Here is a 23,468-nt window from a genome sequence, read left to right on the forward strand (position 1 = left end):
ACTTATCTTCGGTCCCATATTCGGACAGGAATTCGTGAATACTCTTTCCTTTTTGAAATTGGATCATATTTTTTGCCATGCTACACCTCCATCATATCTGGATAATCTTTCACATGCCTTAAGATAAGCATGGCGGAGTAAAAATGGTAATCAAATATACTAATCAGTGATAAAAAAAGCATATTACACTAAGAAATCTCGTCTGCATGGATAATATAAAACCGGGCCATGACTATAAAATACTCTGATGCAGGGATTTTGTGAAAAAATGAAAATGTCAAATTTGTTTGTTTTCGGTTCTACGAATTAACCACATCCCCTATTCCGTTAAGAATATAATTCGGCCTGTAAGCAAATTTAGGAAGATCAGCCATTGCAGTGACGCCGCTTAAAACAAGCACGGTCGTAAGCTCAGATTCGACTCCCGCAATTATATCCGTATCCATCCTGTCACCAATAATTGCGACAGCCTCTGCCCTTACGCCAAGCTTTTTCATTGCATTTCTCATAATTAGAGGATTAGGCTTTCCGACAAAATATGCTTTTGATCCTGTTGAAAGCTCTATGGGCGCGATTAGGGCTCCTGTTGCAGGAGCTATACCATTTTCAATCGGCCCAGTAAGATCCGAATTAGTTCCTATAAGCCGAGATCCATTCATGACAAGCTTAACTGCATGCTCTATCTGATGATAGCTGTACTTGCGCGTATCACCCACCACCACGTAGTCAGGGTTCATGTCGTTCATTGAATATCCGGCCTCGTAAAGGGCATTTATTATACCTGCTTCACCAATAACATAGGCGCTTCCAGCCGGAGTCTGGGTCGCAAGAAAATCAGCGGTTGCAAGTGCGCTTGTGTAAAAAGATTTTTCAGAAACCTCAACGCCAAGCCTGATAAGCTTTTCACGCAGCTCGCGCGGAGTTCTTTCGCTGCTGTTTGTAAGGAACAGGAATTTTTTGCCTGTTTCTTCTATCCAGTTAAGAAATTCGATGGCTCCAGGAAGAAGCTGATTACCATGATATATTACTCCGTCCATATCGCAGATGAACGCTTCCTTTTCTCTTAAAGATTCCATAAATCCCCTTAAGCTTAAAATGCTAATTTTTATCGGCCTCTGGCGGGTCGCTTTTTTGTAAAAAACCTCCGCAAAAAACTTTTTGAACTTCTGGTGTTCGAGTTTTGTTTTTTAATTCAAAACTGATGGTATCGCAAAAAGTCAAAAATGGGCGGTATCGTCATGCCAGACTTGATCAGGCATCCAGTAATTTAAAATACTTCTGAATTCCGGCCTGCGCAGGAATGACGGTAATCGGACTTTTTGCGACCCTGTCAAAACTATTTAGAGGCCATAAACTCGTTTTGCAATTATCCTAAAACGATAATTCAACAAGCGCAAGTATCTGATCAACCGGAAGTTTTTCATATGTTTTGGCCACAAACCCGCCTTTGTGCGCAAATTTAACGGAGGGATGCTTTTCTATCTTTGAAAAATTGACTCCAGGGAAGTCGCCAAAGCGATACAGTTTCCAGCCGTTCCCCCTGCTGTCCCACGAAATGCATGCAGCGGCCTTTTGGCCGTCAATCGTCTTCCAGTAGGCATCCATGCCTGTGCTGTCATCTGTGAGGCCGATTATAACTTCTTTGCCCTTTATGACTTTTCTTTCGCATGACGCCCAAAAATCAAAACTTGCTTTGAGTTCCTTGGCTTCATTAATAATTTCGATTCCAAATTTTCTCATGATAGGAGTAACAGAGTTCGGATCATCCTCAAACCATTTAACAATCCATGATTCGAGTGGGCTGTATGCAGGCTCAAGATCCTCTACGCCCATAAGTCTTGAAACCCTTATCGGGCCAAGGCGATCCATCTTTTCCTTGAAATCCCACCAGGGTTTTATCTTCATGGTTTCGGACAAACCAAGATAATCACCCACAATACAAAAACTGGCCAGAATTGTCAGATCCTGATGATGATCAAAATTTTTCATTTCAGGTTCATGGCGTCCGCCAACATCCACAACCCATATTTCAGGATCATCAAGCTCGGCCTCTTCAGGTTCTTTTCTGAAAACATCAAACTCGGTTTCAGGATAAGAAGCAAGAATAAGTGACAAAGCAAGAAACTCGTCGAAATGGGCCTTTCCAGGATGTGTGATTATTGTTTTTTTCATATGATCTGTCCCATAAGGATATTTATATAATTATAGTGAGCTGGGTATGAAGATAATGTCAATTTTAGATTCTTTAAATAGCAGACTTTTTAATGTGCGCAAAAAATAAAAAACCCGGAGGCAAAGCCTCCGGGTTTAAAATTCAATAATAATAATTGAATCTATTTATTCTTCAGCATCTTCCGCTTTTGGTGGAAGATTTACTTCCTGGAGTTCTTCTCCGAGATACTGTCTTTCGCTTTCTCCAAGAATACCAAGGGCAAGACCAAGAACTGTCCAGATATGAACAACATGGTAATGACTTCCATAATGTTCTGAAAGCTCATGAATCTGGGCATGGCAGTTATGGCAGCCAGCAACTACATAGGTAGCCTTGGTAGCCTTTATCTGCTCGTCCTTGATTTTTCCGTAAAGAAGTCTTTCTTCTTTAAGACCGGACTGGAGATATCCGCCGCCGCCGCCGCAGCAGAAGTTATTGCTCTTGTTTGGATAAGTATCCACAAAATTCTCTTCGCCCACGCATGACTTAATGACGTAACGGATGTCATCAGCTGCTGCGTCGCCAAAGGTCTTACGGATAATATTGCATGGGTCCTGAATGGTGAATTTAATCTGGAGATCCTTGTTCCACTCGGAACTAGGCTTGAGTCTGCCTTCGCGGATCCACTGTGCGTAGTACTGATAGATGGTGCCGACTTCGAAGTTGTGCGGAATGTTGTACTTTTTCAGTCCTGCCAGGACTGAGAATGTTATATGCCCTCACTCGGTATTGAGAAAGACCTTGCACCCGAGTTCATTCGCCTCCTCGGCAGCAGTACGGGTAACATAATCCCATCCTTCGTCATCAGCAAGGAACATACAGTAGTTTTCACCAGCCCAGCCTTTACGGCCATAAGTCCAGTCAACACCTGCAAGATTAAGAATTTTCCACAGAGGAAGAAGTTCTTCAGGCTCTGTCATTGGCTCGCGAGAGTTCTGATTAAGAAAAAATTCAGCGCCGAATTTTCCGATAGGCGCCTGAAGATCCCTTTCTTCCCATTCAGGATACTCAGCTTTATGTTCTTCGAGAATATCACCAACAACGAATTCAAAGTCTTCCTGGGAACAACCCATGGCGCTGCATGTGTCCATTTTCATGGCCATGTCGCATGATCCAAGAATACCTTTTGGTCTTTCCTCACGAGGAATCATCTGTCTTGCGTTGAATACCAGCTGGGGAATGTTGATTTTCATCGGGCATGCATACACGCAACGCGTACACATACTGCACATCCACATCCAGTTGGATTTCATTATTTCTTCGTCCAGTCCCAACGCGGCCATACGCAGGAACTTCCTGGGGTCCATACCAGCAAAACCGCTGGCCGGGCACCCGGAAGAGCAAAGACCGCAGGTCAGACAGGAATTGAGATTCCCGCCTTCAGGAAGAATGGCCTTTACCTTGTCGATAAAGGCGCTCTTCTTCTTCCCGCCGATTTTGATTGCTTCTTGAGCCATTTTACAAACTCCTCCGTCTTGATTTGCAAAGCATCCGGGGCTCTTCCCGTCTGCCCAAAACCATCTGGATACCGCCGCAAAAACGGCAGAATCCCACACCTATCAGGTAAATCACCGAACCCTTAAAATAAGGGAAAACTAATCTGCCACACTGAGATGCAGTTCTCGCTTAAACCATAAAAGATGTCAATAGGAAACCACGGAACAGAAAAAAATCTCTTCCAAAAGCAGCGAAAAACCTGAAATAACAGAACAAATCCATCTAAATTCAATCATATTCGCTCTTAAAAAATTATTATTAGAGATTTCTAACCTCGTAAAAGAAAACAAACATCTTTAGCAAATCAAAAACTTTCAGAACCTCTATACATTCACAGAGCTCCATTGATTCTTAAAAAACAGCCCGAAAGATAAGGTTCTTTGATTCAATGAATTTGACTTAAGCCCGATATTTTTATAATGAAATCAAAAACAATGCCTAAAAAAATAACAACCCGAATTCCAAAGATTATATACTAAAGCTTATATAAGGATAAACCAATGATAAGAATAAATGAAAATTATCTTAAACTTAACGCCTCCTATCTTTTTTCTGAAATCGCCAAAAGAGTGTCAGCGTTCCAGGCCGCAAATCCTGACAGGGAAATTATAAGGCTTGGCATAGGAGACGTTACAAGGGCTCTTCCCCAGGCATGCGTAGACGCGTTCCATAAGGCAATAGATGAAATGGCTTCAGATTCCACTTTTAAAGGCTATGGCCCTGAGCAGGGCTATGCCTTTCTGAGGGAAGCGATTGCAGAGCATGATTTCAAGGCAAACGGAGCTGATATAAGCGCGGATGAAATATTTGTAAGTGACGGGGCAAAATGCGACACGGCAAATATACAGGAGCTTTTTAGCGAAGATATTATAATAGCAATCCCTGACCCTGTTTACCCTGTCTACCTTGATACAAACGTAATGGCTGGCCGCACAGGGAAATTTGCCGACGGCAGGTACGAAGGCATTGTATATCTTGAATGCACAAGGGAAAACGGATTTGTTCCGGCGCTTCCTGAAAAGCCGGTTGACCTTATTTATCTCTGCTTCCCCAATAACCCGACCGGAAGCACAATAACAAAAGACCAGCTGGCAAAATGGGTCGATTATGCGAAAAAGAACAAGGCCTTGATTCTTTTTGATGCTGCATATGAGGCATTTATAACTGATCCGGCACTTCCGAAATCAATATATGAGATTGAAGGAGCACGGGAGGTTGCCATAGAATTCCGGAGTCTTTCAAAAACCGCAGGATTCACAGGAACAAGATGCGCTTACACCGTCGTTCCTAAAAACTGCGTGGCCTATGATTCCGAAGGAAACGCCCACAACCTTTATGCAATGTGGAACAGACGCCAGACAACCAAGTTTAATGGAGTATCATACCCTGTCCAGAAATCCGCAGCAGCAATTTACAGCGAGCCTGGCAGAACCCAGGTTAAGGAGCTTGCTGCATATTATCTGAAGAATGCGGCGCTCATCAGGGAATCAATGATGGCCCTCGGCTATGAGTGCACAGGAGGAGTCGACTCTCCTTATATATGGATATACGGCAAGGGAACAGGCTCGTGGGATTTCTTCAACCTGTTGCTTGAAAAGGCTGGGGTTGTTTGTACTCCTGGTGCTGGTTTCGGAAGATGCGGTGAAGGATATATCCGTATAAGCGCTTTCAATAGTTATGAAAATGTTCAGAAGGCCATGGCCAAAATCAAAGAAGCCCTGAAATAATAAAAGGACAGCCTGCCTTGACCAAACAAGGCAGGCTTCTTTCCCTTACATATTATATTGGGGCCATTCAGGCATGACGCTGACGCCTTATTCCGACTTTTTGAGAGGCCGCCTTACCTAAACTCCCTGAAATTTCTTCTAAAAACTTGCATAAAACCTTTATTCAAAATAAATTGAACTGAACTTGAGTCTGGCATGTCTGAGATAGAGATATATTCAGTTATTGCAACTCTAAAAAACTGTTACAAGACCATTGAATCAACAGCCCGATTATCGCCTTGGGCAAAATGGCATTTTTAGATGCACCTCATCATAATAATAAAATCCTTCCAGGGGTGAAAATGCAGAAAGTTGAATATATCACCAAGGAAAAGGTCACAGAGATAATGAAGCGCCTTGATTTTTTCAAGGATTTCAACACTTCCGAAATCACCAAACTTTCAGAATTCCATACAAATTTTTTTGTGTATGAAAAAGACGAAAGAATCATTGAAGAAGGTCACCACAGCAATGCCTTTTACATAATTCTTTCAGGCGGAGTAATTGTTATAAAGGAGAATTCAAAAATCCCCCTGGCAAGACTTGAGCCCGGAGACTTTTTCGGTGAAATCGCCTTTATCACCGGAAATCCAAGAACCTCCAATATCGTGTCTGATGAAACCACCATAGCAATAAGAATAAACAGGTCAATGCTTGATAAGCTTACTTCTGAAATCCGTGAAAAAATAAAGGATCAGATACTGAACAAGCTTATTCAGCGAATAGGGAGAATGAACGACGTAATAGTAAGCCTGACAGAATAAAATCTATCCTTCCCCTCACAAAAAGCGAGGGGCGCATCCAGCATCCGTGCCGATATGCGCCCTACCTATGGACTTCGCCCATCCGCTTTTATTTATTTTTTACTGAAGAAGTCTCATTACATTCTGGGCAGATGCGTTTGCCTGGGACTGGGCATAGGTGCCAGCCTGCATCAGAACCTGCATCTTTGAGAACACCGAGCTTTCCTGAGCAAAATCCACGTCGCGGATGGTACTTTCCGTGGACTGAACGTTAATCTTGGTTACTGAAAGGTTTGCAACCGTGCTTGTAAGCTGATTCTGAACAGAACCCAAACCAGACCTAATTGAATCGAGACGTTTTATTGCAAAGTCGGCCGATCTGATTACCATTTCAGCTCCCTGCTGGGTTGTCACGTCTGCGGTTGATATTGCAGTATCATAATTGATACCGGCAATAAGGGTTCCGTCGCCCCTAAGGTCGCTGGTCGCCTCTGTTTTTGTTCCGCCGCCTGCAAGTCCCATTCTCATAAGACTGAGTTCCCTGCCTGAAGCGCTGCTGCCGGCCCCGTCAACCTGGAAAAGTGTATCTGCCACAAGTCTTATCTCGCCCATATAGACAGAATCCTGAGCTACGCCTTTTCCCGGGCCAAAATCTGCTTCAAATTTTATATATTTGTTTCCTGCTGCGGTTGATTCCACATGAATATTTCTTCCATCAAGAGCCGATAGTACAAGCTTACCATCATTGTCTATGCTTGCTATTACCTTTGTCTGATCTTTGTATTCGTTTATCGCGTTCATGAGAGCGTGATCAGCGTCTCCGGCAAGAACCTGCATACCCTTACCGCCTGTGTTGTCACGAACTATATCTATGCCGTTTATTTTGAAGTCGCCCTGGGTAAGAACGCCTTCAACAACAGAGCCTGCGCCGGTAACATTGGCCTTGATAATATCGGCTTCGACACCTGTCTCATCCTTGACAAGATTGATTGCTGCAGCCCACGCAGCTGCACTCTTGTCTCCGAGGGCATGGGAAATGCCGTCATCCACAGGCTGGCCTATCTTGTAGCCATTTATGCTTACATCACCGCTCTTATAGGAAAAGGTATCCACGCCAAAGAAGAGAAGGTCGTTTCCTGGGGTATTGTCTATTCCTGTTTCCTCTGATGCTCCGTAATGGATTCCACCAAGACCAAGCATTTCAAGATAATTGTCTGAAGTTGGAGAAGAGTCAACAAGGGCTCCTGAAAGTTTTATCTGGCTGGATCTTGTTCCTTCGGCAACACCGGGCAGCATTTTTGCCACCTTTGAAGGGTCATTCCCGCCAACTGTCAAAGGATCTCTTTCAGATATGATTCTAAGCCTGAAATCCGTATCTCCAGCTGACTTGTAAAGCTCGGCCCTTATTCCCATTTTCTGGAGATCACCATTGTTGTTGATTGCATTCACAAGGGTTCGATCTGCATCGCCTGCCTTTATTGAAAGACTGCCGCCCCGGGCTATGTCTATACCATTTATAATAAGCTCGCCTTCATTTATTGAACCTGCCTGGATACCCACTTCCCCGTTAACCATAGCCCTCGCGTTGGTCAATGAGAGAGCACCCCTTGCGACATAGGAAAGGCCTGCCATAGCCTGTCCATTAAGAGTAACACCAGTCGCTCCGGCGCCGGCCAAAGACAGATTGCGGCCATCATCCCCAACGATCCTAACCTCGCTGCCAATAAGCTCTGCCCTTATCCCCATTGCCTGGAGACTTGTGTTGGTATTTATATTGCTCACAACCATGGCTGCCGTTGCGCCAGCCGCAACGCCAATTGATATGCCATTGAGGTTAAGACCCGCTGCCACAGGCCCAACTCCAATCACAAGCTCTGTGGTTGCCTTGGCTGCGACACCGGTGAGATTGATTTTCTCGTTTATGGCCGCAGCCTTTGCCCATGCAGTATTTGCACTGCCAAAAACCGTGAATTGGGAAACGGTTGCCCCAAGCGCAATACCGTTAACAAAAAGATCTCCGGCGACTATGGCAGCCTTACTGACCTGGGTTCCGGTAAGATATGATTTGCTTACAACAGCGACATCATTCCCGCCTGAATTTGAAGCTCCATTAAGTTCCCTTGAACCAAATCTTGCTCCGTCAAAGCCTATCTTCTGGATAAAATTGTCAGTAGGAACCGAGTCCGTAGCCGCGCCTTCCATAACAACGCCAGTTGTTTTGACACCTTCACGTGTTCCACTGATGAGTTGAGCTACCTTATGCGGATCTGCCCCACTTATTGTGACAGGCTCCTTCTCGGAAATAATTCTGAGCCTGAAATTTACATCGCCGGTTTCCTTGTAAAGTTCGGCCCTTATTCCAAGCGCCTGTAAATCCCTGTTGTTATTTATCGAAGTTACGAGGGTTCTGTCACCGTCTCCGGCAAGTATGGCAAGAGCTCCGCCTGCAGCCACATCCACACCATTTATCAGAAGATCTCCGGTACTTACTGAACCAGCTGCTATTCCGGCCTCGCTGTTAACCATTGCCCTTGCATTTGAAAGAGTTAGGGATCCACGCTGTGTGATCGTGGTTATTGCCATTCCGTTCATGGAAGCGCCGCCTGCGGCACCAGCAAGAACAAGATTTCTGCCATCATTAGCAACTAACCTGACTTGGCCGTCAAAATGCTCGGCAGCAATGCCCATAGCCTTGAAACTTGCATTATTATTAATAACACTCACAAGTGCATTGTCAGTTACCGCGCCTGTAAGGGCAACTCCATTAAGGGTTGCAGCTCCAATGCCCGTGCCAACATTTATAATCAACTCTGTGGTGGCCTTTGCCTGGACACCGCTTTCATTGACTTTACCGTTAATAGCCGCTGCCTTGGCCCAAGCAGAATCTGTGCTACCATATGTTGCAAGCATGTTTACAGATGAGCCAATATTTATGCTGTTTGCCCTTATATCACCTTTAATGAGGGCCTCACTTGTTACAGTGCCGCCCTTGAGGAACGGGTCAGAAACAGCAGCCACAGAGTTACGATTTGTTTTGGCATATGCCATCGCACCTATTTTTGTAGCTCTTGCGTCATCGACATTTACGCTTACGGTTTCATCCTTGTATGCTCCGACATGAAAGACCTTGTTGATGAAAGTACCGTCAAGAAGGGCAAGGCCGTTATAGGCAGTTGTTTCCCCAATCATCTGGAGTTCTTCCAGAAGCTTGTTAACGTCTGCCTGAATGGCCTTTCTGGACGAAAGATTCTGGGCATCAGAAGCAGCCTGGATGGCTTTTGATCTGATTGTGGTTACGATGTTGAGGGATTCCTCAAGTGCTCCGTCAGCAATCTGAATAATATTAACCCCATCATTGGCATTCGATATTGCCTGGGCAATACCAGTATGCTGGGCACGAAGGTTATCAGCAATCGCAAGACCTGAAGCGTCGTCTGCCGCTTTGTTGATTCTTAATCCACTGGAGAGACGCTCCAGTGACTGACTTAAACCTGCGTCGGTCTTTGTCAGGTTCTTGTGCGCTGTAAGCGCCTGTAAGTTTGTATTAATTCGAAGTCCCATAGGTATATCCTCCTTAACATCCTTGTTTGCGGAATATTTATTTGCAAACAAGGATAGCAAGAAGGATGCCAAAATATAACACATTGAAATAACTATATTTAGCCCATAAAACAATAAAAATAGCGGAAAATTCATCCCATCTACAGATTGGAGCAACAACATAAAAAGCTGCAAAAGCAGGATGTTATATTGAGCAGCAGAAATGGCCACCAGGACATGATACGAATGAAATGCTGAATAAATGACGGAGATGGCGTCAAAATACCATCATAATTGATCAACGGCTTATTTCCACAGCAAGATTTTCCCATGGGAAGTAATTGCCATTATTAAAACATTGGTGGAGGTTGAGCAAAAAAAGGAGAATAATGCAGGGTCTTATCAGGTATCAAGTATTGTCTGTGGTATGTGACCCACGATCTTAATCTGGGGGAGATTTCGCCGGACTAATTGAAATCCGGCGTTCTTTAGCCTTTTCACAAAACACTGCGGCTATTTGTTCAAGAAGTTTTACCCGAAAGCTCCCAGGCACAGCTGGCAGCTTCATCCAGACCAAGCTCAGAATAACAGTTTCCTATTTTAGTAAGAATATCCTTTCTTTCCGGAAAAGATATGAAAAATTTTTCGTAATTGGACAGGGCCGAAGTGAAATTAGCTGCCTCAAACTGGAGATCCGCTATTGATTCAAGCAGAAAAACCGCTATGTTTTCGGGAGCTGAAACATAGGCCTGCTCAAGATGAATCAATGCTTCAGCATAATTCCCCTCCTGGGACAAGACGCCTGCCAGATGAATCTTTGGAGCATAAGCATCCGGGTCAAGGGAGCGGGCCTGGATAAAGCATCTTTTTGCCTTGGGAAGATCTTCTTCCCCAAGGTAGATAAGACCAAGATTTAACAGTATGCGGGGGTTTTCAGGATGGTGTTTGCGCAGAATCTCAAACACCTTTTTTGCAAGCTCTGGTTTTTCGGAAGAAATAATTTCAGCTTTTTCTATGGCGACCTCATAATGTTCCATCAAAAAAGGCAGCAGTTCCTCCTGTTTTCTTTTACCACTTGCGACTTTTTCCTGCGCTTCTTTTTTAATTAAAGCGGCGCGCTCATTTTCAGGATACAGGCCAAGAATTTCATCACAAAAACGAATAGCCCAATTTTCCCTGACGTTTCCCATTATTCCAGGATCACGGCCATTCATATATCTTTCGGCCTGATCAAGGATATTGTCAGGATATTTTTTTTCATCATCCAGATTTTTAACTGCTACCAAAGCCCCATGGCTTATTTTAACCGCAGCATTATGGCATTCCAAGGCCTCTTTATGCCTTTTCAAAGCACTCAGGGTTTTACCAAGGCCAGTCCAGGCAGAAGCATTTTGCCTGTCTTCGTCAATCGCCTGTCTGAAAGTTTTTTCTGCATCGACAAAATCCGTATACTCAAGAAATGACTCTCCGAGGGAAACAAGAATTTCAGATCTTTTCTTTCCTGAACTTTTTTTATCAAGCTCCACAAAAAGTTTCTTCTCAGCCGACAGCCTGCTATGAAGAGACTTAAAAATTTTGGAAAGCCTATCCAGGGCATCTTTTCTCGCCTTAAAAGCCTTATGAACAAAGTCCATCTCCGATGCGACTTTCATGACACCGGTCAACTCCTTATCGTCGAGCGCGAGCTGGCTTTCTTCAACTTTTAACCTCATGTCTGTTCCCTGGAAAAACATGACTGCATTATCATAAACTTCAGATCTTTTTATTGCTTCATCATAAAGATCAAGCGCCTTCTCAACAAGGGGGCTGTAAACAAGAAGCATGGCCTTTTCATTTTTCTCAAGCTCTTTCGAAGCCTTTCTGGAAACAACCATTCCTTTTTCACATTTCTTTTCTGAAGTTTTAATATCCTTGAGGTTTTTTTTCAGATAATCAAGAACCACATCAATGGTTGGCTTTGGGGCCTCCTCCCATGTTTTCCATAGAACATCAGAAAACCCTTCATCCAGATCAGGCTGAATATCAAGTAAGGCTTCCAAATCAACAGGTTCAGCGCCTTTGATTGCAACGCCTCTGCTGACGTTATAAAATTTCACCGAACTCTCCGTTATCTGTTTTTCCATGATCGTCCGCTGTCCGTACATCTGGATATCTGTCGGAACCGGGACTCCATTCTGGTCAGGTACCCATACCATGGTTTCCGCATTTATGTTAAGCGTGAGAGAAGTCCCGTCTGCGTATGAGCGAAGGCCAAGGTAAGCAAGGTCAAAACCGACAAAGATTATCGGATCAGCCCCTGAAATTCTTGCGGAAAGCAGCGCCAGATGAGACACAGCCTCGATATCACCAAAATTTACCCAGTATTTCCAATCCTTCATAAAGCTGCCTATAATACCAAAGGATTCGGCTATGAAAAATTTGGCCGGGCAGCGATAAGGCTTGAGAGTCATTGTCGCGCCCTTGGAGGCAAAGACAAGAGGTATATCTTCTGTTTTGTCTATTACATCCCTGTATTTTTCAAAAGAAATGTAATGAAAGTCAACGGTCGCTACAAGATCAGGCTTTATGCCATTTTTAAGAAGAACAGGCAGGGCCGTATCAACCACAATTATGGCAAACCTGTTTCTGTATTTTTTCAGTGTCTCAAGATTATCTGAAAGCGATGGGCCTGCACCGATAACTATTGCAGCCTTGCCTTTCCATCGATCCAGAACAGTTCCAAGATTTGCTGATTTGAGGGTAGTTGTAAAATTCCTCATCTGATTTTCAAAAAACATCGGGCCTATGTTTCTTGAGGTATTCAAGCCTACAAGGACATGGTGTACCTGGTTATGGATTTCTTTCCCTGCATAGGCAAAATATTCAGGAAAAATTTCACGTTCAGGCTCAAAATAAGTTACGCGGGATCCTTTGAACATAAGGCTGACATCTGCCTGGGCGGCATAAATTAAAGACCTGATATCGCCAATATCACTCATTATGAAATAGACGTCTTCGGCCTCAAAAAGAGCTGAAAGATCCAGATTATTAATTGCTTCCAAAAAAAGCTTAAAGCTCTTCTCAACGATGAAAAGCTTAAGAAGAGGAATCTCTCTTTTTACAATCTCAAGCGGCAGATAACCAAGCCCCATGCCCATCAGAAAAAGGACTTCGCCGGGATTTATTTCAATTGAATCAACAATTGCAGACGCTTCCGCATATGGATCATCTGCGTCATGGATGATGACAGATCTGCCATTGGCCCTGTTATGAAGCGAAGCAAATGGGAAACCAGCCTTGTTCCTGAATATTTGAATATCCAGAGATTCATCAGAATGATCCTTCTCAGTAAGAGCAGTATAAAGAGATGGGTATTTTTCCTGAATTACAGATATATTTTTTTCGTAAATAGCGTTGTTGTCCATTTGCTGTCCTTGTATTCTGTTCAGAAAATTTAATTTGGGGATCTGTTTTTGAGCAGGGCTTCAAGAATGATGAAATCCATCTCTGTATCAATATCAATGGATCTTTGCTCTGGCATGACATGGCAGGCCGTTTCTTTCCCGTAAAATGACCTTGACAGTCCGAGCCACTCGATAAAAGCTACATAGACGGCACCATTAGGAATAAAAACAGCAGGAAGATCCTGCCTTCTCTTATTCAGAAAGCCTTCATCCATGAGTGGAACAATAAAACCCCCTGCATCAAGAGTAAACATCCAGTAGGGACTTTTGCCGGGCTCTGTCATGGAAACGCATGATTTTGCCGAAGATTCCACCATTTTTTTAATGCAGGCATCTATATCAAATGCTTCGACAAGTGGAGATGTTGGCTGGAGCACAACAACAATATCATATCCGGGAACACTGCCGACAGCATGAAGAATGGCATCTATCGTACTGCTGCTATCTCCTGCAAGTTCGTAAGGTCTTTTGAAAGGAGCCTCACAGCCATATTCGAGTGCTTTTCGTATTATTTGTTCATCATCTGATGAAAGAATCAGCCTGTCTATATAGGAAGATTTTTTTGCGGCCTCAATTACCCAGGCTATCAGAGGCTTCCCTCCAACTTCTTTAATATTTTTAAAAGGAACACCTTTTGAGCCACCCCTTGCAGGAATAACAGCAAGTACCTTTTTGCCATCAATCAAAACAAAACCTCCGATATCTCAACACTAAGCAATATAAAAATCATGAAGAAAAGAACTTGCCGAACTCCACATTGGCCATTTCAAAATCCTTCATTCTTCCTATGTCGATCCAGTATTCTTTTATCTGATAAACGGATGTATGCCAGTTGAGTTCAATCATCTGATTAAAAAGCTCGGTCATGTCAAAATACTGATTTTCAGGAATGAGGCGCAGAGCCTCTGGAGAAAGCACATAAATACCTGCATTCACAAGTATTTTCTGAACAGGTTTTTCCTGAAGTTCTATGAGTCTTGCGGACTCGGCACGAACAACACCGTATGGAATACTTACTTCATGTTCTCTGACACACATTGTTGCAGATGCCCTGCTGTCCTTATGGAAATTAAGCAAGGCATTAAAACTTATTTTTGTAAGAAGATCACCATTCATAACTATCACAGGCTCATCAGGAAGCTCGGAAAAAAGAGAAAGCCCGCCGGCAGTGCCGAGTCTCTGATTTTCTTCAAGATACTCTATGGATACATCCCATCTTGAGCCATCTCCGAAATATTTCCTGATGGAATCTCCCATATAATTTATGGATATAAAGAAATTCTGAAAACCTTCATCAACAAATTTTTCAAGAATTATTTCAAGTATGGGCTTTCCGCCTACTTTAAGAAGAGGTTTTGGACAATCATCTGTAAGCGGCCTTAACCTGCTGCCAAGTCCTCCCGCCATAAGAACGACAGGGCTTTTTTTCGGGTCTTTCGAAAGAATATTCTTAAGGATCTCAAGGGATACTATTCTTCCGTCAGAATCGACCACAGGCAAGTGTTTGAGGTAATAACGCTTCATCCTTGAATGGATATGTTCCATGGGAGTATCGGCAGAAGCTGTCATGGGTTGACGGTGATATACCGTCTCAATCGAATCAGAAAGCTCACATCCCCTCAAAAGGCCTCTTCTTATGTCCCCATCTGTAACAGTGCCGAGTAAACGATCCTCAGAATCCACAACAAGGGCGATCTGAAGAGCTGTTCTGTCTATTACATCAATGGTTTTTTTTATTGTAATATCAGGACTTACCGCAACTTTTTTCCACTCTTTCATAACAGCCCCTCACTTTCTTCTTAAAGCAGCAGTTTATCATGAATCCAAAAGGGATCAGCCAATGTCATGGAATTTTTTTACTATCCTGACTGGCCACTTAATGTTTTCCAGTATGGAAATTATTTCCCTTGCTGTATCGCCCTTGTCAAAGGGATTGACCATAGATTCAAGCCCTGCCCTGAAATCTTTGGAAACAGCCATAGCAACCGCTTTTTTTATGTTATCGGCAGAATATCCTGTATCTATAATATTTTGCGCCTTGATTCTGCCTTCCTGCCTCTTTCCGATATTCACGCATGGAACTTTAAAAAATGGCGTTTCAATGATTCCGCTTGATGAGTTCCCTATAACAGCCTCAGCATACTTCATGCCAGAGAGATAAAAACGCCTGCCCATGCTTGAATACATCCGGGCTTTTTCTTTTTTTTCAGAAACCCAGTCCGAAATCATTTTTTTGATTACGCCTGATTCCGCGTCTGCCCCCGGACTTGTGAATATAAAATATCTGTCTTCAAAATGATTAAGGGATTCAAGCAGTGCTTTTGTCTGCATTTCAGCCATTCCCCTTGATCGGGTTTCAGGATGAAAAGTAATGAGAAAAAAAGGATTATCCGCCGAAAATCCGAGTCTCTGGCTGAGCTCTTCCTTTGGCATGAAATCGAGGGAACGCATGGAATCAACTCCAAGTGCTCCGGTATTAAAGACAGTTTCAGGAAATTCACCAAGCTGGATTACCCTTTTTCTGTATTCTTCAGCACAGGTAAAATGGATATGCGACATTTTGGTGATTGCGTGCCTGAAGGCGTCATCAACAGCGCCGAGAGTAATTTCACCGCCATGAATATGTGCTATCGGAATACCTTCCATTGTGGCTGCGCAAGCTGCTGCAAGAGCTTCGTATCTGTCTCCGAGAATCAGCAGAAGGTCAGGCCCAAGCCTTTCGAATGCCGAAGCAAAACCCATTAGTCCAAGCCCCATTGACTTTGATACGGCGGAAGGAGTGTCGGAGCTTAAAAGCATCTCGACTTTTTCATCTATCAAAAAGCCGTCTCCTTCTATTTCAGCGCAGGTGTATCCGAACTCCCTTGAAAGATGTGCGCCTGTAACAAGTAGCTGGAGGTTAAAAAACTGATGGCCTGCAATCCTTGACATCAATGGCTTAAGAAGTCCGTAGTCGGCACGGGTTCCAGTAAATACGCAGATTTTTTTTGAAGGAGTTGAAGTCATATCAGAACTCTATTTCTGAATCGGCTTTAAAATCCATTTTTGCGGTCTGCCCGATGATGCTGTCCCACATCATTGGTGAAAGCCCCTTTCCAGGTCTTTTAACAGCCAGATTTTCAGTAGAAAAAACCTCGCCTTTTTTTATGTCGATCTTTGCGACTATGCTTTTTCTGACTATTTCCCTGTTTGGAATTTCAGAACTGCATGGAACCTTTGTTCCATCGCCCAGAGCGACCTCTGTATGCCTTATGGAGCTAATCATGGCCTCAAGCTCATGTGGTTCAAGAGAAGCCTTATGATCCGGGCCATCCATATTTCTGTCCAAAGTAAAATGCTTTTCAATGACTTTTGCACCAAGCGCCACGGCTGCTATGGGGATTTCGATGCCAGGAGTATGATCAGAATAGCCTATCGTAACGCCATTAAAAGCCTCAAGCATGGTACGCATGGCTCTAAGATTCACTTCATGGAAAAGAGCAGGATATTCTGTACTGCAATGAAGAATGGATAATTTTTGGCGGGGCAGTCCGCATGCGTCAAAAACCGCCACAGCATCTGCAACTTCTTCAAGATATGCCATGCCTGTGGATAAAATCACAGGTTTTCCGAATGAGCCTATCTTTCTCAAATATGGAAGATTGGTTATTTCACCTGACGGAATTTTGAACATGGCCATGCCGATGGAATTCAAAAATTCTGCGCTTTCCTCGTCAAATGCGCTGGACAGGAACAATATGCCGGTTGAGTCACAATAAGCCTTTAGCTCAATAAAATCCTTTTCTGCGAGCTCAAGTTTTTTAAGCATCTCATATTGTGATTCAGAAGCACCTGAATTTATTTTCTGATAAGCGGCCTTTTCAGCGTCTTTTTTGACAAGCTTTTCAGCCTTGAAGGTCTGGAACTTGACAGCATCAGCGCCCGCCTTTTTTGCAGCATCAACAAGCTTTAAGGCAAGATCCATGCTGCCGTTATGATTTACGCCTGCTTCGGCTATTATAAAAGTTTTATCAAACATGATTCACCCTAAGCATCTTAAATTTTAGCGAGGAAACGCCCCATTATTTATATCAAGGCATACCCCGTTTATGTACTCAGGGCAGTCTGTTGCAAGCCAGACCATTGCCTTTGCGACTTCTTCGGGTTTAGCGAATCGTCCAAGATACACCGCCGCTTTTACAGCTTTTTTGCGGTCTTCGGGTATGACGTGGAGCATATCTGTTTCAACAGGTCCGGCAGCAACGGCATTTACAACGATGCCCTTTCCGCCAAGGATTTTTGCAAAACTTTTTGTAACATTAATGAGGCCAGCTTTTGTTATCCCGTACCATACATCAGGATGTCCAATCTCTCCGGCAATGGAAGCATTATTAACGATTCTTCCGAAGCCTTTTTCAATCATGGATTTTGAAACTTCCCTGATGAGCGCGACCGGAGCCTCGATATTAAGCTTCAGGATTGTTTCCACTTTTTCTGCAGGATAATTATCATAAGGGCAGGCAAACATTACTCCTGCGTTATTGATCAGAACATCCACATGACCGATTTCAGAAACCAGCTTCGGTATTTTTTCGATATCAGTCAGATCAAATGGCTTTTTTATGATGTTTTCAGAATCAGGAATAAGGGAGTAATCTGAAAAATCCCGGGCAACGATCACAACCTTATATCCCATCCCAAGAAAAATCTTTGTGGTTTCAAGGCCAATGCCTTTGTTGCCGCCTGTAATCAGTACTGTTTTCATAATAATCGACCCTATATTCACCAAGTTTTATCAAGAAGGCCATAAACATTGCCATAGGAGCAAATAAAGGCCGTTTTTTTAAACATCATCGGACTCAAAAATACATTAAGCTAAGTCTCTATTTTGCTACCTTTAAAAACTGAATCAGCCTCGATATCTTTAATAAAAAGACTCCCTGTCTGAACAACGCAGCCATTGCCCACCTTTATTTCCTGCCTCAGAACAGATCCACTGCCTATGAAGGTTCTGTCCCCGACTCTTGCGCCTCCGTTAATAATGGCTCCTGTTGAAATATGGCAATGTGAGCCGATTACAGCATCGTGTTCAATCAGCGCGTGGCTGTTTATTATGCAGTTTTCACCAATTTCGGCTCCTGCATTTACAGTCGCTCCGTGGAGAACCACAGTCCCTGGCCCAATGTGAGCATGTTTTGAGACATACGCTGTGGGAGATACTATGGAAGCCATTATGGCACCCATATTTTTCAGCATTTCATATATCCTGAGCCTCGGTGCATAGGTTTTAATCTGCCCCAGAGTCACAAGAAAAAAGGTGTATCTGCGTACAAGTTTTTCAAGATCACCGTCTGTGCCGATGACCGGATAACCAAGAACATCCTTGCCGACATTTTCCTTTACATCAACTATGCCTTCAATCCTAAATATATCAGCCTCTTCAATGGCATCGATGACTGAACGGCAATGCCCTCCTCCGCCTACAAGTATAAGTTCAGGTTTCATAAACGAACTCCGCTTGGAAGATTTATAAGCCTTGCTGCAATTTTTTCTGTTATCGGAAGATTTCCTCTGGGGCACTTTCCATACATTGGAAGTGTATGCATTGGCTCCCAGACAGGTCTCACCATGACTCCTGACTCGTGGGCAAAATCAAGAAAAGCATTTCTGATATTCTTATCTGATACAAGAACACTGCATAACCAGTAGTTTGACCTTGAATTCTCAGGCTCTCTTATAAAAGAAAATCCGGAGCCTTTGAAAAAATCCATATAGATTTCAGCAAGCTGTCTCTTGTTTAAAACAAAATCAGATAATTTTTCAAGCTGGGCGCAGCCAAGGGCCGCATTAAGATTTGGCATTCTGTAATTAAAGCCTGTCATGTCATGAAAAAATTCATATTTATGGGGCTTTTTGGCTGTTGTGGTCATGTGCTTGGCAAGAACCGCGATATTTTCATCGTCTGTGATGATTGCACCGCCTCCGCCACATGTGACTATTTTATTGCCGTTGAAACTTAAAACGCCCATAGAGCCGAATGTACCGGCAGATTTTTCCTTGTAAAAGCTTCCAAGCGCTTCTGCGGCATCCTCAATGACAGGAATGAAATATTCAGAGCAGATGTTTACGATTTCATCAATTCTGCATGGATGACCAAATGTATGCATGGGAACGCAGGCTGAAATTTTTCTGCCAGAATCATTATGAAAACACTGCCCATCTTTTGTGGTTGTATTTTCTTCAAGAAATATAAGCAGAGCAGAAGAAGAAAGTCCGAGGGCATCTTCGTCAATATCGATGAAAAGAGGCTCTGCTCCGCAATAGGCAATGGCGTTTGCTGTCGCCACAAAAGTAAGGGACTGGGTTATTACAAGATCACCGTTTTTTACCCCGGAAAGAAGTAGAGCTGAATGAAGGGCCGAAGTCCCATTGACTGTTGCGACAGCGTATTTTGCTCCGGTTGCTTCGCACAGCATGGATTCAAAACGGGTTACAAATTCGCCGACTGAAGAAACAAATGTGGAATCAATGGTTTCAGCCACATATGCCTTCTCGTTCCCTTTAAAAACCGGCTCATGCAGAGCTATGCTTTTTTTGTCCGGGAAAAGGGATTTTATGAAATTTATTTCTTTTTCAAACATTATAGATATCAGCCTTGTACTGGGACAGATTTTCAGGAATTTTCAGCCAGTCTATCGTTCTTTTAAGTCCGTCCTTCAGTGAAACAGACGGCGTAAAACCCGTAAGTTCGTTGATCCTGGAATTGTCGCACAAAAGCCTCATAACTTCTGATTTATCAGGTCTTATTCTTTCATCATCCGTGATTATTTCCACATCACTTGCCATGAGCTCCTTGATAAGATCAACAAGACCTCCTATGGAAATTTCCCGGCCTGAACCTATATTTACAGTTTCACCCGCTGCCTTATCGCATTCAGCCAGGTCAATGAATCCACGGCAGGTATCTTCCACATAATTAAGATCCCTTGTAGGAGAAAGATTGCCAAGCTTGATCTTTTTCATACCGCTCAGAATCTGTGTGATTATTGTCGGAATTATCGCCCTTGCAGACTGCCTTGGGCCATAAGTATTAAATGGCCTTGCAATCACTACAGGAAGACCAAATGACGCGAAGTAGCTAAACGCCAATGCGTCTGCGCCTATTTTGGATGCGCTGTAAGGAGACTGGGGCTGGATCGGATGAGCCTCGCTTATGGGAACAGTCCTGGCGGTTCCGTAAACTTCGCTTGTGGAAGTATGGATTAATTTTGAAACACCATATTCCCTGGCAGCTTCGAGCACGTTATACGCGCCCTCAACATTTGTTTTCACATAGGCAAGCGGAGACCTGTACGAATAAGGAATACCAATCAGGGAAGAAAGGTGGAAAACCATATCAGCACCCTTGACTGCTGACCTGACGCTGTCATAATCCCTTATGTCTCCGGTGACAAATTCGATGGATTCTGCAAACCGGCTCTTTTCAAGCCATCCTCTGTTTCCCCTTGAATTATAACGCAAAAAGGCCCTGACCTCGTATCCTTTTTCGGTCAGAGCCTCGCAAAGATGTGAGCCGATGAATCCACCGGCTCCTGTCACAAGTGCTTTCATGAAATCTCCAGATAAAGGCCACCTATAAAATTTTACATATAATCCACCAGACTCATCTTCATAACCTTGGCAGAAGAACTCAAGGACGCCTGATAAGCAAGTTCCTTGGCCTGAAGATCTGAAACGGCCTTTACAAAATCAGCCTCTTCAAGATTAACCCTTCTCTCGGTATATGACATGGTCAGGTCTGAAATTATGGATTCCCTTGTCATGAAACGGTTATCCCTGTTTCCTATGTCCGAAACAGTCTCGACCATATGTGCGTAATGGATGTCAAGCCTGCTTATTGTGCGCTCCACACCCTGGGTATCATTATTTTCAAGATAGGTTTTAAGTTCTGACAAGGTTCTGAAAATTCCCCATTCAGCCTCATCATCGCTTTTTATTTCTGTGATCACGTCATCGTCATTGTCAAAACCGAGCGCCGAGGCTGCTGAAGTGCCGGTTCCCAGGGAACCATCAGTGCCACTTTCCCACAGAAGCTGAAGTTCGTCAAGACTTGAGCCGTTTTCCTTGAAGGCGAACTTTCCTGTTTCAGCGTCGTAAGTTACCGAATAATCAATATCATACCTCGAAACCCTCTCCATTTCCTTTTCAATTACATCGGCCAGCTCATCGGAGGTGTAGTTTCCAGGAGGAATCTCGGCTGTCAGTTCCTGACTTATCTGGCCATCACGGGGTAGTTCCCTGAAATTGATCCTGTTGTTCTGCCCTACCCCGGCATTTGCAATGGTTATGTTCCTTACAGTATTTGCTGCGGTGTAATTTACGGTTCCGACACTGTCAGCGGCGGGGTTGAAACCGATCGCACCTGCAATTGTTCTTGTATTGTAATTACCCGTATTCCAGAGCATCTCGAGTCCCGTGTTTCCGGCAGGGGAATTGATGCTGTAAAAAGGAGTAAGGTCGAATGCCACAGAATCACCTGCGCCGGCAGGGTTTGCCGTCATGTCTAGTGTCATGTCAGGCGTAGCGTCTCCGTTGAAATCAATATTCAATGTTGTTGCCGTTCCTGTGAGTGTCAGCGGCAGATTGTATCCCGGATCATTTGCGACGGTCCAGTTACCGGCTCCATCATATGTAAAGCCAAGCTGGGAACTGACAGCTGGAACAGGAGTAGAAAAAGTAAGCGCGTCAGGATTTGTTATCGTAATAACAGGAGGCCCTCCAAGGGTTGAATTTAGTCCTGTGACCTGACGGGAGAACATAACATCGAACTGGGAATCATAGCCCACAGTATTTGACGCCTGTCGCATCGCAAATTCGATGGCATGGGCAAGACCCTCTTCGGAATAATCGCCCACAGGAATCTCGACATTTATCTGCGGGCTCCATCCTGTTCCGTCATTTTCCCTGAAATCGAGCCTGTTGTTTGCGTTTGTAATGGAAATATTCTTTACTGCCACATCGCTTGTGGCAGGAATCCGGACTTCGTCAACCGGGTCAAAACCAAGATCAGGAGCAATACTCCTGCTCGCGTTGTCTCCGGTTTTCCAGAGCATATTGAACTGTACAAAGCCAGGATAGCTGCCGTCTTCCTTGATGGAAAACTTCTTTGTATCCTCATCAAAGCTGACCTTGTATTTTACCTTGTATCCGCTCGCCTCCGAAGCCTTTGTCATGGCGTTTTCCATGGCAACGGCAAGCTCGGCCCCCTCGTATTTGCCGTCCGGAATCTCGGCCTTGAGCTCAATACTCTTGCGCACAAGATCGAACTCCACGTTGTCGCCATCCTTGGCTGCTTTTTTAAGCTGCATGGAAACATCATTCGTGCCGTCATCATTAAGATCAATATCAAGAGTGGAAGAAGTTCCTGATATTCTTTCGGGGAGTCCGTATCCGGGATCGTTTTCAACTTTCCAGGACTGGGAACTTTCTTCCCATGTAAAAGTCATGGGCAGTGGACCAGGAGGATACTCGGTTCCAAGCACTTCTTTTGCCTCTGCTTCGTTTGAAGGCCTTGGAGTTCCATAAATAAGAAGGCTTCTGTCATTAACAGCAAGGCTCACATCAGAGGCCGCATTTTCTCCTTCGGCATGGATGTTCATGATTTCATGGCCCTTGCCCGTATCTTCCGTAAAATCTATCATATTGTTTGTTGAATCGACTTTTACGAAATTTTCCCAGAAAATATTCTTTCCGACAGACCCCACCTCGACATCGGTCGCAAGATCCATTTTAACGAGAAAAGCCTCGTCGTCTCCGGCATAATCCACCTTGCCGTCCTTCATCACAAGTGCAGGACTGTCCGTTCTCTTTCCGGCAAAGACATGATGATTATTTACAGTAGTGTTTCCAAGGGATAAAAGCTGGCCTATGGCAGCCTCAACCTTGGCTATGGCATCTTTTCTCTGGGCTGGATTCACAGAAGCATCCGCCATTTTAAGACTTGTGGTCTTTATTGACAGAATTTCATTCTCCGCATTGGTTAGGGCTGTTTCTCCGGCATTCAACCACATCCTGCCACTGGAAATATTCAGATTATACTGGTCAAGTGTGGACGAAGAAGCCTTGAGATTCATTACCTGGGTAAGACCAACAGGATCGTCAGAAAGATTGTTTATCCTCTTCCCTGTGGCGATCACCTCGTTTGCCTTATACAGATCGTCGGTTCTCTGGCCCAACCTGTAGCTTGTCATTTCATATATGCTTCTGTTTGCTACGCGCATAGCTCCCC

At 43.9% G+C, this 23,468-nt stretch carries 16 protein-coding genes; 2 read left to right on the top strand and 14 right to left on the bottom strand.

Translation table 11 applies throughout. The features are described 5' to 3' along the window. Positions 1–299 precede the first annotated feature (299 nt). From K245_RS0110390 to K245_RS27230, 3 genes are all read right to left on the bottom strand, one after another. Positions 300–1,076 carry an HAD-IIA family hydrolase gene (locus tag K245_RS0110390; RefSeq protein WP_027359239.1) on the bottom strand — a complete coding sequence of 259 codons (777 nt, stop codon included), beginning with the start codon at positions 1,074–1,076 and terminating at the stop codon, positions 300–302. A 295-nt stretch (positions 1,077–1,371) separates the two neighbouring features. Beyond that, positions 1,372–2,172: an MYG1 family protein gene (locus tag K245_RS0110395; RefSeq protein ID WP_027359240.1), complete on the bottom strand. Its 801-nt coding sequence runs from the start codon at positions 2,170–2,172 to the stop codon at positions 1,372–1,374. 165 nt (positions 2,173–2,337) lie between these two features. Next, positions 2,338–3,669: a (Fe-S)-binding protein gene (locus K245_RS27230; RefSeq protein WP_084156211.1), complete on the bottom strand. Its 1,332-nt coding sequence runs from the start codon at positions 3,667–3,669 to the stop codon at positions 2,338–2,340. Between the two features lie 540 nt (positions 3,670–4,209). On the opposite strand from K245_RS27230, the gene K245_RS0110410 reads away from it, so the two are divergent. Together K245_RS0110410 and K245_RS0110415 are read left to right on the top strand one after the other, a co-directional pair. Continuing rightward, positions 4,210–5,436: an LL-diaminopimelate aminotransferase gene (locus tag K245_RS0110410; RefSeq protein WP_027359243.1), complete on the top strand. Its 1,227-nt coding sequence runs from the start codon at positions 4,210–4,212 to the stop codon at positions 5,434–5,436. Positions 5,437–5,777: 341 nt separating this feature from the next. Beyond that, positions 5,778–6,239 carry a Crp/Fnr family transcriptional regulator gene (locus K245_RS0110415; protein WP_027359244.1) on the top strand — a complete coding sequence of 154 codons (462 nt, stop codon included), beginning with the start codon at positions 5,778–5,780 and terminating at the stop codon, positions 6,237–6,239. A gap of 99 nt (positions 6,240–6,338) precedes the next feature. Here K245_RS0110415 and K245_RS0110420 read toward each other — a convergent pair whose 3' ends face one another. The 11 genes from K245_RS0110420 to flgL all read right to left on the bottom strand — a co-directional run bounded on the left by K245_RS0110420 (position 6,339) and on the right by flgL (position 23,460). Further along, positions 6,339–9,779, bottom strand: a complete 3,441-nt coding sequence (locus tag K245_RS0110420; RefSeq protein WP_027359245.1) for a flagellin N-terminal helical domain-containing protein — start codon at positions 9,777–9,779, stop codon at positions 6,339–6,341. 500 nt (positions 9,780–10,279) lie between these two features. Beyond that, a complete protein-coding gene (locus K245_RS0110425) occupies positions 10,280–13,162 on the bottom strand; it encodes a 6-hydroxymethylpterin diphosphokinase MptE-like protein (RefSeq protein ID WP_027359246.1) in 2,883 nt (960 codons plus the stop codon). A gap of 29 nt (positions 13,163–13,191) precedes the next feature. Beyond that, on the bottom strand, positions 13,192–13,887 hold the full coding sequence (locus K245_RS0110430; RefSeq protein WP_027359247.1) for an acylneuraminate cytidylyltransferase family protein: 696 nt from the start codon (positions 13,885–13,887) through the stop codon (positions 13,192–13,194). A 40-nt stretch (positions 13,888–13,927) separates the two neighbouring features. Further along, the gene (locus K245_RS0110435; protein ID WP_027359248.1) at positions 13,928–14,980 is read right to left on the bottom strand and encodes a nucleotidyltransferase family protein; all 1,053 of its coding nucleotides are present in this window, start codon (positions 14,978–14,980) and stop codon (positions 13,928–13,930) included. A gap of 54 nt (positions 14,981–15,034) precedes the next feature. Then, positions 15,035–16,207 (bottom strand): UDP-N-acetylglucosamine 2-epimerase, encoded by a 1,173-nt coding sequence (gene neuC / locus K245_RS0110440; protein ID WP_027359249.1) that lies wholly within the window; start codon positions 16,205–16,207, stop codon positions 15,035–15,037. A 1-nt stretch (position 16,208) separates the two neighbouring features. Further along, entirely contained in the window at positions 16,209–17,219 is a 1,011-nt protein-coding gene (neuB, locus tag K245_RS0110445) for an N-acetylneuraminate synthase (protein ID WP_027359250.1), read from the bottom strand. A 24-nt stretch (positions 17,220–17,243) separates the two neighbouring features. Continuing rightward, a complete protein-coding gene (locus tag K245_RS0110450; RefSeq protein WP_198013872.1) occupies positions 17,244–17,945 on the bottom strand; it encodes an SDR family NAD(P)-dependent oxidoreductase in 702 nt (233 codons plus the stop codon). Between the two features lie 110 nt (positions 17,946–18,055). Continuing rightward, entirely contained in the window at positions 18,056–18,685 is a 630-nt protein-coding gene (locus K245_RS0110455) for an acetyltransferase (protein ID WP_027359252.1), read from the bottom strand. After that, entirely contained in the window at positions 18,682–19,821 is a 1,140-nt protein-coding gene (locus K245_RS0110460; RefSeq protein ID WP_027359253.1) for a LegC family aminotransferase, read from the bottom strand. Before K245_RS0110460 ends, K245_RS0110455 begins: the two co-directional genes overlap by 4 nt. After that, a complete protein-coding gene (locus K245_RS0110465; RefSeq protein ID WP_027359254.1) occupies positions 19,814–20,791 on the bottom strand; it encodes an NAD-dependent 4,6-dehydratase LegB in 978 nt (325 codons plus the stop codon). Before K245_RS0110465 ends, K245_RS0110460 begins: the two co-directional genes overlap by 8 nt. Before the next feature lie 32 nt (positions 20,792–20,823). After that, positions 20,824–23,460 (bottom strand): flagellar hook-associated protein FlgL, encoded by a 2,637-nt coding sequence (flgL, locus tag K245_RS0110470; RefSeq protein WP_027359255.1) that lies wholly within the window; start codon positions 23,458–23,460, stop codon positions 20,824–20,826. Positions 23,461–23,468 lie beyond the last annotated feature (8 nt).

It is taken from the genome of Desulforegula conservatrix Mb1Pa, from assembly GCF_000426225.1.
In the GTDB taxonomy this organism is placed as follows: domain Bacteria; phylum Desulfobacterota; class Desulfobacteria; order Desulfobacterales; family Desulforegulaceae; genus Desulforegula; species Desulforegula conservatrix.

Bases quoted from the DNA above. Each gene is read 5' to 3' on its own strand.
- K245_RS0110425 (WP_027359246.1), bottom strand. From the start codon at position 13,162: ATGGACAACAACGCTATTTACGAAAAAAATATATCTGTAATTCAGGAA.
- K245_RS0110390 (WP_027359239.1), bottom strand. From the start codon at position 1,076: ATGGAATCTTTAAGAGAAAAGGAAGCGTTCATCTGCGATATGGACGGA.
- K245_RS0110455 (WP_027359252.1), bottom strand. From the start codon at position 18,685: ATGAAACCTGAACTTATACTTGTAGGCGGAGGAGGGCATTGCCGTTCA.
- K245_RS0110415 (WP_027359244.1), top strand. From the start codon at position 5,778: ATGCAGAAAGTTGAATATATCACCAAGGAAAAGGTCACAGAGATAATG.
- K245_RS0110395 (WP_027359240.1), bottom strand. From the start codon at position 2,172: ATGAAAAAAACAATAATCACACATCCTGGAAAGGCCCATTTCGACGAG.
- K245_RS0110450 (WP_198013872.1), bottom strand. From the start codon at position 17,945: ATGAAAACAGTACTGATTACAGGCGGCAACAAAGGCATTGGCCTTGAA.
- K245_RS0110420 (WP_027359245.1), bottom strand. From the start codon at position 9,779: ATGGGACTTCGAATTAATACAAACTTACAGGCGCTTACAGCGCACAAG.
- flgL (WP_027359255.1), bottom strand. From the start codon at position 23,460: ATGCGCGTAGCAAACAGAAGCATATATGAAATGACAAGCTACAGGTTG.
- K245_RS0110435 (WP_027359248.1), bottom strand. From the start codon at position 14,980: ATGAAAGAGTGGAAAAAAGTTGCGGTAAGTCCTGATATTACAATAAAA.
- neuC (WP_027359249.1), bottom strand. From the start codon at position 16,207: ATGACTTCAACTCCTTCAAAAAAAATCTGCGTATTTACTGGAACCCGT.
- K245_RS0110460 (WP_027359253.1), bottom strand. From the start codon at position 19,821: ATGTTTGAAAAAGAAATAAATTTCATAAAATCCCTTTTCCCGGACAAA.
- K245_RS0110465 (WP_027359254.1), bottom strand. From the start codon at position 20,791: ATGAAAGCACTTGTGACAGGAGCCGGTGGATTCATCGGCTCACATCTT.
- neuB (WP_027359250.1), bottom strand. From the start codon at position 17,219: ATGTTTGATAAAACTTTTATAATAGCCGAAGCAGGCGTAAATCATAAC.
- K245_RS0110410 (WP_027359243.1), top strand. From the start codon at position 4,210: ATGATAAGAATAAATGAAAATTATCTTAAACTTAACGCCTCCTATCTT.